6 protein-coding genes are annotated in these 6,121 nt (G+C 72.7%); 5 read left to right on the top strand and 1 reads right to left on the bottom strand.

The window, feature by feature from the left end:
• On the bottom strand, positions 1-1,404 hold a 1,404-nt coding region (locus tag AOK24_RS30820), incomplete at its 3' end, for a metallophosphoesterase family protein (RefSeq protein WP_055723323.1).
• Between the two features lie 56 nt (positions 1,405-1,460).
• Between AOK24_RS30820 and AOK24_RS30815 the strand changes: the two genes are divergently transcribed.
• From AOK24_RS30815 to AOK24_RS30795, 5 genes are all read left to right on the top strand, one after another.
• Complete coding sequence (locus tag AOK24_RS30815) at positions 1,461-1,811, top strand: metallopeptidase family protein (protein WP_055723322.1); 351 nt, start codon at positions 1,461-1,463, stop codon at positions 1,809-1,811.
• Positions 1,812-1,883: 72 nt separating this feature from the next.
• Complete coding sequence (locus AOK24_RS30810) at positions 1,884-2,360, top strand: hypothetical protein (protein ID WP_055723321.1); 477 nt, start codon at positions 1,884-1,886, stop codon at positions 2,358-2,360.
• A 200-nt stretch (positions 2,361-2,560) separates the two neighbouring features.
• Positions 2,561-4,642 (top strand): DEAD/DEAH box helicase, encoded by a 2,082-nt coding sequence (locus AOK24_RS30805; protein WP_055723320.1) that lies wholly within the window; start codon positions 2,561-2,563, stop codon positions 4,640-4,642.
• Positions 4,643-4,837: 195 nt separating this feature from the next.
• Positions 4,838-5,497, top strand: a complete 660-nt coding sequence (locus AOK24_RS30800) for a ribonuclease domain-containing protein (RefSeq protein WP_055723319.1) — start codon at positions 4,838-4,840, stop codon at positions 5,495-5,497.
• A gap of 74 nt (positions 5,498-5,571) precedes the next feature.
• Positions 5,572-5,973, top strand: coding sequence for a barstar family protein (locus tag AOK24_RS30795; protein WP_055723318.1), 402 nt, complete (start codon positions 5,572-5,574; stop codon positions 5,971-5,973).
• The last annotated feature ends 148 nt before the right edge of the window (positions 5,974-6,121 follow it).

Here is a 6,121-nt window from a genome sequence, read left to right as displayed (position 1 = left end):
GCGGGGGTTGTCGTCGGCGAGGTGGCGGCTGACCTCGGCCGTCGTCTCCCCCAGCCCGCCCAGCTTGATCTCGTCCCACGCCTGGAGGCGTCGGCTGTCGCGGTCGAAGTAGAGGATGGACGCCTCGATGGGGTCGGGGTACTTGCCTTCGACGGCGCGCAGCCCGCTGCCTCCGGTGGACCCTTCGACGCGCAGCCGTGTGCCCTTCTTCATGACCTCGGTCTCCCGGTGGTGGAGGTGCCCGGACAGGACGAGGGGGACGGTCCCGTCGACCTCGCGCGCGGCGGACGGCTCGTGGACGACGGCGATGTCGGCCGGCGGCCCGAGCCGCAGCGCGCCCGCGAGCCGCCGCCCGGCGGCCTCCTGGACGCCCTTCTCCCGGGTCGCGGAGCGGTCCGGCGTGAACTGGGGATCGCCCGTGCCGGCGAACCGCAGCCCGGCGAGGGTGACCGCGCGCCCGTTGTCCAGGACGTGCACGTTGCGCATCCGCTCCAGGTACCGCTGGGTGACGAGGGAGTCGTGGTTGCCGCGTACCCAGACGTAGGGCGCGCCCAGGTCGGGGATGGGGTCGAGGAAGGGGTTCTCGGCGGCCGACCCGTGGTCCATCGTGTCGCCGGAGTCGACGATGACGTTCACCTCGTACTGCTCGACGAGCGAGGCGATGATCTTCCAGCTCGCGGGGTTGAGGTGGATGTCGGAGACGTGCAGGACGCGGACGGTCGTGGGGTCGGGCTGGTACGCGGGCAGCGTCGAGGTGACGTCGTACAGCTTGGTCACGTTCGTCACGAGCCGGGCGAGTTCCTGCTGGTAGACGTCGAAGTCGGTGACGATGCCGCGGGCGTCGCCGACGAGGGAGGGGGCGGAGGAGAGGAGGCCGGAGAAGCGGGGTTCCAGGACCGACTCGGGGTTCCAGGTGGCGGCGGCGGTGGCGCCGGAGGCGGTCAGCAGGGAGAGGGCGAGGCCCCCGGCCAGCAGCGCCTTGCGCGGGCGGCGGTACACCGCGAGCCCCAGCGCCGTAGCCCCCGTCACGACCGCGGCGCAGGAGCGTACGGCGAGGTCGAGCGTGCCGTGGGAGACGTCGCGGGCGACCTCGTCCTGGAGTCCGGAGAGGCGTTCGGGGTGGTCGACGAGGGCCTGGGAGCGGACGGGGTCGAGCTGGTCGACGTTGACGTCGAGGCGGACGGGCGCGGTGTGGGTGTCGAGGGAGAGCGCGCCGAGCGGGGAGACGTTGATCTTCGTGCCGCCGGCGAGGGACGGCCGCAGCGTCATCGTCGTGTCCATCGGGCCGACCGATGTACGGACGTCGCCGACGATCAGCAGACCCAGCCAGGCGCCGACGACGACCACGGTGGCCATGGCGAGGGCACCGCGCCAGCGGATCAGGGACTCCCGGAGACGGACCATTGGAGCCGTATGCCCGGGGGCGTGTGCGGATATGTGCGGTGCCGGACAATGGGCGTGTGCTGGAGATGACGCGCGAGGAGTTCGAGGAACTGGTCGCCGAGGCGCTCGACCGGATCCCCCCGGAGCTGACGCGGCTCATGGACAACGTGGCGGTGTTCGTGGAGGACGAACCACCCGCCGACGACCCGGAGTTGCTCGGCCTGTACGAGGGCACGCCGCTGACCGACCGGGGGGAGTGGTACGCCGGTGTCCTGCCGGACCGGATCACGATCTACCGGGGGCCGACGCTGCGCATGTGCGAGACGCGGGAGGAGGTCGTCGCGGAGACCGAGGTGACCGTCGTCCACGAGATCGCCCACCACTTCGGCATCGACGACGAGCGGCTGCACGCGCTGGGGTACGGGTGACCGGTCGCGTGTCCTCTTGAGTGCGGCGGGAGTTGGGAGGGGTGACTTCCCACTCCTCACCCGGAGGCTCCCGTGCGCTCCTGTTCCCTTTCCGTCCGGCTGGCCGCCTCGGTGCTGGCCGTCGCCGCCGCCTCCGGCTGCATGAGCGTGGGGGACGACGCCGACGGCGCGGGCGCCGCGAAGCCGTCGCAGTCGGCGGGTCAGCCGGGGGGCGCGGCGCCGGACGGCGGGAAGGCGGGGGAGGGCCGGTACGTCAACGGCTCGACGCACCGGGGCGACGACAAGGGCGCGCACGACGGGGACCACTCCGGCGCCCCCTCGGCGACCCCGTCCGCGTCCCTCTCCGCGAGCGCCTCGCCGTCCGCGCCCGCGCCGAAACCGGGGAAGCCGGGGCCGGGCAGGCCGTCGCCGAGCCGGTCGGCCGTACCGGAGCCGCCGCAGCAGTCGCCGGAGCCGCCGACGCCGTCCCCGGAGCCGCCGTCGTCCTCGCCGGAGCCGTCTCCGGTGGAGCCGTCGCCGTCCGCGCAGGAGCCCGCGCCCGGGGGCTGACCTGCGGGATTTGCCTAGTGGGGGGTGAGGTGCGTATGGTGGTAGATCGTTTGATCCCATTTGCCCGGCGCCAACGCAGAGCGCGCCGTGTGGCGCGTACTCTCCCTTGCCGTGGCGGACCGCATAGAGGCGGTCGTATTGCAGAAATCACGGAGTTGACGGGCGCGTGCCGACGAGACTCCGGAAGGTTTCGCATACGCATGTCCATTTCCAGTTCTGATCAGGTCGTCGAGTCGGTCGTCGTCGAGTCCGAAGAGGTCGTGGAGGCCGTCGAGGCCCCCGTCGCCGACGAGGCTCCCGAGACCACCTTCGCCGACCTCGGTCTCCCCGAGGGCGTCGTGCGCAAGCTCGCGCAGAACGGCGTCACGACCCCCTTCCCGATCCAGGCCGCGACCATCCCGGACGCCCTCGACGGCAAGGACATCCTCGGCCGGGGCCGCACCGGCTCCGGCAAGACCCTCTCCTTCGGCCTCCCGGTGCTCGCGCGCCTGGCCGGCGGCCGGACCGAGAAGAAGCGCCCGCGCGCCGTCATCCTCACCCCGACCCGCGAGCTCGCGATGCAGGTCGCGGACGCGCTCCAGCCGTACGGCGACGTCGTCGGCCTGAAGATGAAGGTCGTCTGCGGCGGTACGTCGATGGGCAACCAGATCTACGCCCTGGAGCGCGGCGTCGACATCCTCGTCGCCACCCCGGGCCGCCTGCGCGACATCATCAACCGCGGCGCCTGCTCCCTGGAGGACGTCGAGGTCGCCGTCCTCGACGAGGCCGACCAGATGTCCGACCTGGGCTTCCTGCCCGAGGTCACCGAGCTCCTCGACCAGGTCCCGGCGGGCGGCCAGCGCATGCTGTTCTCCGCGACGATGGAGAACGAGATCTCCACGCTGGTCAAGCGCTACCTCGTCGACCCGGTCTCGCACGAGGTGGACGCGGCGCAGGGCGCGGTGACGACCATGTCGCACCACATCCTCATCGTGAAGCCCAAGGACAAGGCGCCGGTCACCGCCGCCATCGCCTCCCGCAAGGGCCGCACGATCATCTTCGTCCGCACCCAGCTCGGCGCGGACCGCGTCGCCGAGCAGCTGCGCGAGTCCGGCGTGAAGGCCGACGCGCTGCACGGCGGCATGACCCAGGGCGCCCGTACGCGCACCCTGGCCGACTTCAAGGACGGGTACGTCAACGTCCTCGTCGCCACCGACGTCGCCGCGCGCGGCATCCACGTCGACGGCATCGACCTCGTCCTGAACGTCGACCCCGCCGGCGACCACAAGGACTACCTCCACCGGGCCGGCCGTACCGCTCGCGCGGGCCGCACCGGCACCGTCGTATCGCTCTCGCTGCCGCACCAGCGGCGCCAGATCTTCCGGCTCATGGAGGACGCGGGCGTCGACGCCGGGCGGCACATCATCCAGGGCGGGTCGGCGTTCGAGCCCGAGGTCGCGGAGATCACCGGCGCCCGGTCGATGACCGAGGTGCAGGCCGAGTCGGCGGGCAACGCCGCTCAGCAGGCCGAGCGGGAGGTCGTGCAGCTCACCAAGCAGCTGGAGCGGGCGCAGAAGCGTGCCGCCGAACTGCGGGACGAGGCCGACCGGCTCGTCGCCCGCGTCGCCCGCGACCGGGGCGAGGACCCCGAGGCCGCTGTCGCCGAGGCGCAGGAGCAGGCCGTCGCCGAGGTGCAGGCCGCTGTCGAGGAGGCGGCGGCTGCGGAGGTCGCGGCTGAGCGGCGCGAGTTCCGGCGGGACGACCGTCGTGACGACCGTGGTGGTCGTGGCTTCGAGCGGCGTGACGGCGAGCGTGGCGGGTTCCGTCGCGACGACCGTCCGTTCAACCGTGACCGTGGTGACCGTCGTGACGACCGTGGTGGCCGTGGCTTCGAGCGCCGTGACAACGACCGTCCGGGCTTCGAGCGCCGTGACGGCGAGCGTGGCGGGTTCCGTCGCGACGACCGTCCGTTCAACCGTGACCGTGGTGACCGCCGTGACGACCGTGGTGGCCGTGGCTTCGAGCGCCGTGACAACGACCGTCCGGGCTTCGAGCGCCGCGACAACGACCGTGGCGGCTTCGAGCGGCGTGACAACGACCGCGGTGGCTTCCGTCGCGACGACCGCTCCGGTCACCGCGGCAGCGACCGCCCCTTCAACCGCGACCGCCGCGACGACCGTCCCGGCTTCCGCTCCGGCGGCCACGACCGCCCGTCCTTCCGCCGCGACGACCACCGCGGTTCGGGCACGGGGTCGTCGTCCTTCCGCCGCGACGACAAGCCGCGCTGGAAGCGCAACGGCTGAGACTGAGTGAACCTGGAGGGCCCCTTGCTTCGGCGAGGGGCCCTCTGCCGTGCGCTGCACCGGCTCTGTAACAGCCGTGCGTCCGTCATCTGTGACGCGGCTGCCGGGCCACCGAGACATGCGGCAGGTCTCCTGGGTGCCGGCCGGAGAACATCCGCTCCGGCCGGGAAACCCCACACATCCCAAGGAGCCACCATGTCCTCGACCGAGGCTTTGGAGACCCCGAGCGTGCAGCGCTCTCTGTCGTCCCGGCTGCTCGCCCACGCCCGCAAGGCCGTGATCCCGGCCCTGCTGCTCGGCGCCACCGTCGGCGGGCTCGGCCTGTCCACCGCCGCGCAGGCCGCCGACGGCCCCCAGTGCCCGCCCACCGCCCAGACCTGCCGCGCCGAGGCGCCGTGGCGCGGGGAGCAGCCGAACGGCGTCTCCAACGAGGACTGGCGGGGCGCCATGACCGCGGCCCAGTTCTGGAGCGACCACCAGACCGTCCGCCAGGGCAACAGCGGCGGGCACCTCGTCACGGGCCAAGGAGGCTGGCCCGGCGACACGGCCGGCCGGGGCTGGTACTCGTACACCACCGGCACCTGGCGCAACCGCACGACGTGGTGGATCTACTACGGCGGCCAGTTCTGGGACCGGGACAACAGGGTCGCGCACCACGAGGAGTTCGACTACGGGATCTCGGCCTGGGACGCCAACGGCGGGGGCGGGCAGTACCGCGAGTACGACGTCTTCGCCCACACGGGCACCGACAGCGGCATCCGGGGCAAGGTGCGGATCGTCCGCAACACCCGCAACGGCCACGTCTACGCGACGTTCGACCACTACGGGAGCTTCCACTACCTCGGCCGCTGGTAGCCGGCGTGCGCCCGCCGGGGCAGACCCCCGGCGGGCGCGCCCGCGCTCCCCTCCCCCCAGCCCGGAAGAACGCCATGCAGACCAGCACGCACAGCATCCGCCCCCTGTCCGCGTCGGAGACGGTCCCCGCGTCGGCCAAGGAGATCCTCGGCACCCGCTGCCGCACCAACATCGACCTGTACGCCGAGTGGGCGTCCGTGCTCGGCTTCCCCGCCTGGTTCGGCCACAACTGGACCGCGTTCGAGGACTGCCTGCGCACCCTGGCCGACGGGTCCGGCCCGGTGACGATCGTGCTCCGCAACGCCGCCCTGCTCCTGGAGGACGAGGGTCCGAGGGAACTCGGCGTCTTCCTGGACATCCTGGAGAGCAACGCCTTCGGGCTGCTCCTCCTGGACGACTCCGCCTGCGACCTGGGCCGGCTGGCCCGGCGCGTGACGGCGGCCGGCTTCAGCCTGTCGGCGCTGGCGGAGGGCTGAGCACCGGGCGCGTGACGGCGGCCAGCTTCACTCTGCCGGCGCTGCCGGAGGGCTGAGCACCGGGCGCGTGACGGCGGCCGGGTTTTACCCTGCCGGCGCTGCCGGAGGGCTGAGCGCCGAGGCCGGCTCAGGGGCGCAGCTTGTAGCC

It is taken from the genome of Streptomyces niveiscabiei (assembly GCF_001419795.1).
Lineage (GTDB): Bacteria > Actinomycetota > Actinomycetes > Streptomycetales > Streptomycetaceae > Streptomyces > Streptomyces niveiscabiei.
This window is presented reverse-complemented; position numbering and strand designations above follow the sequence as displayed.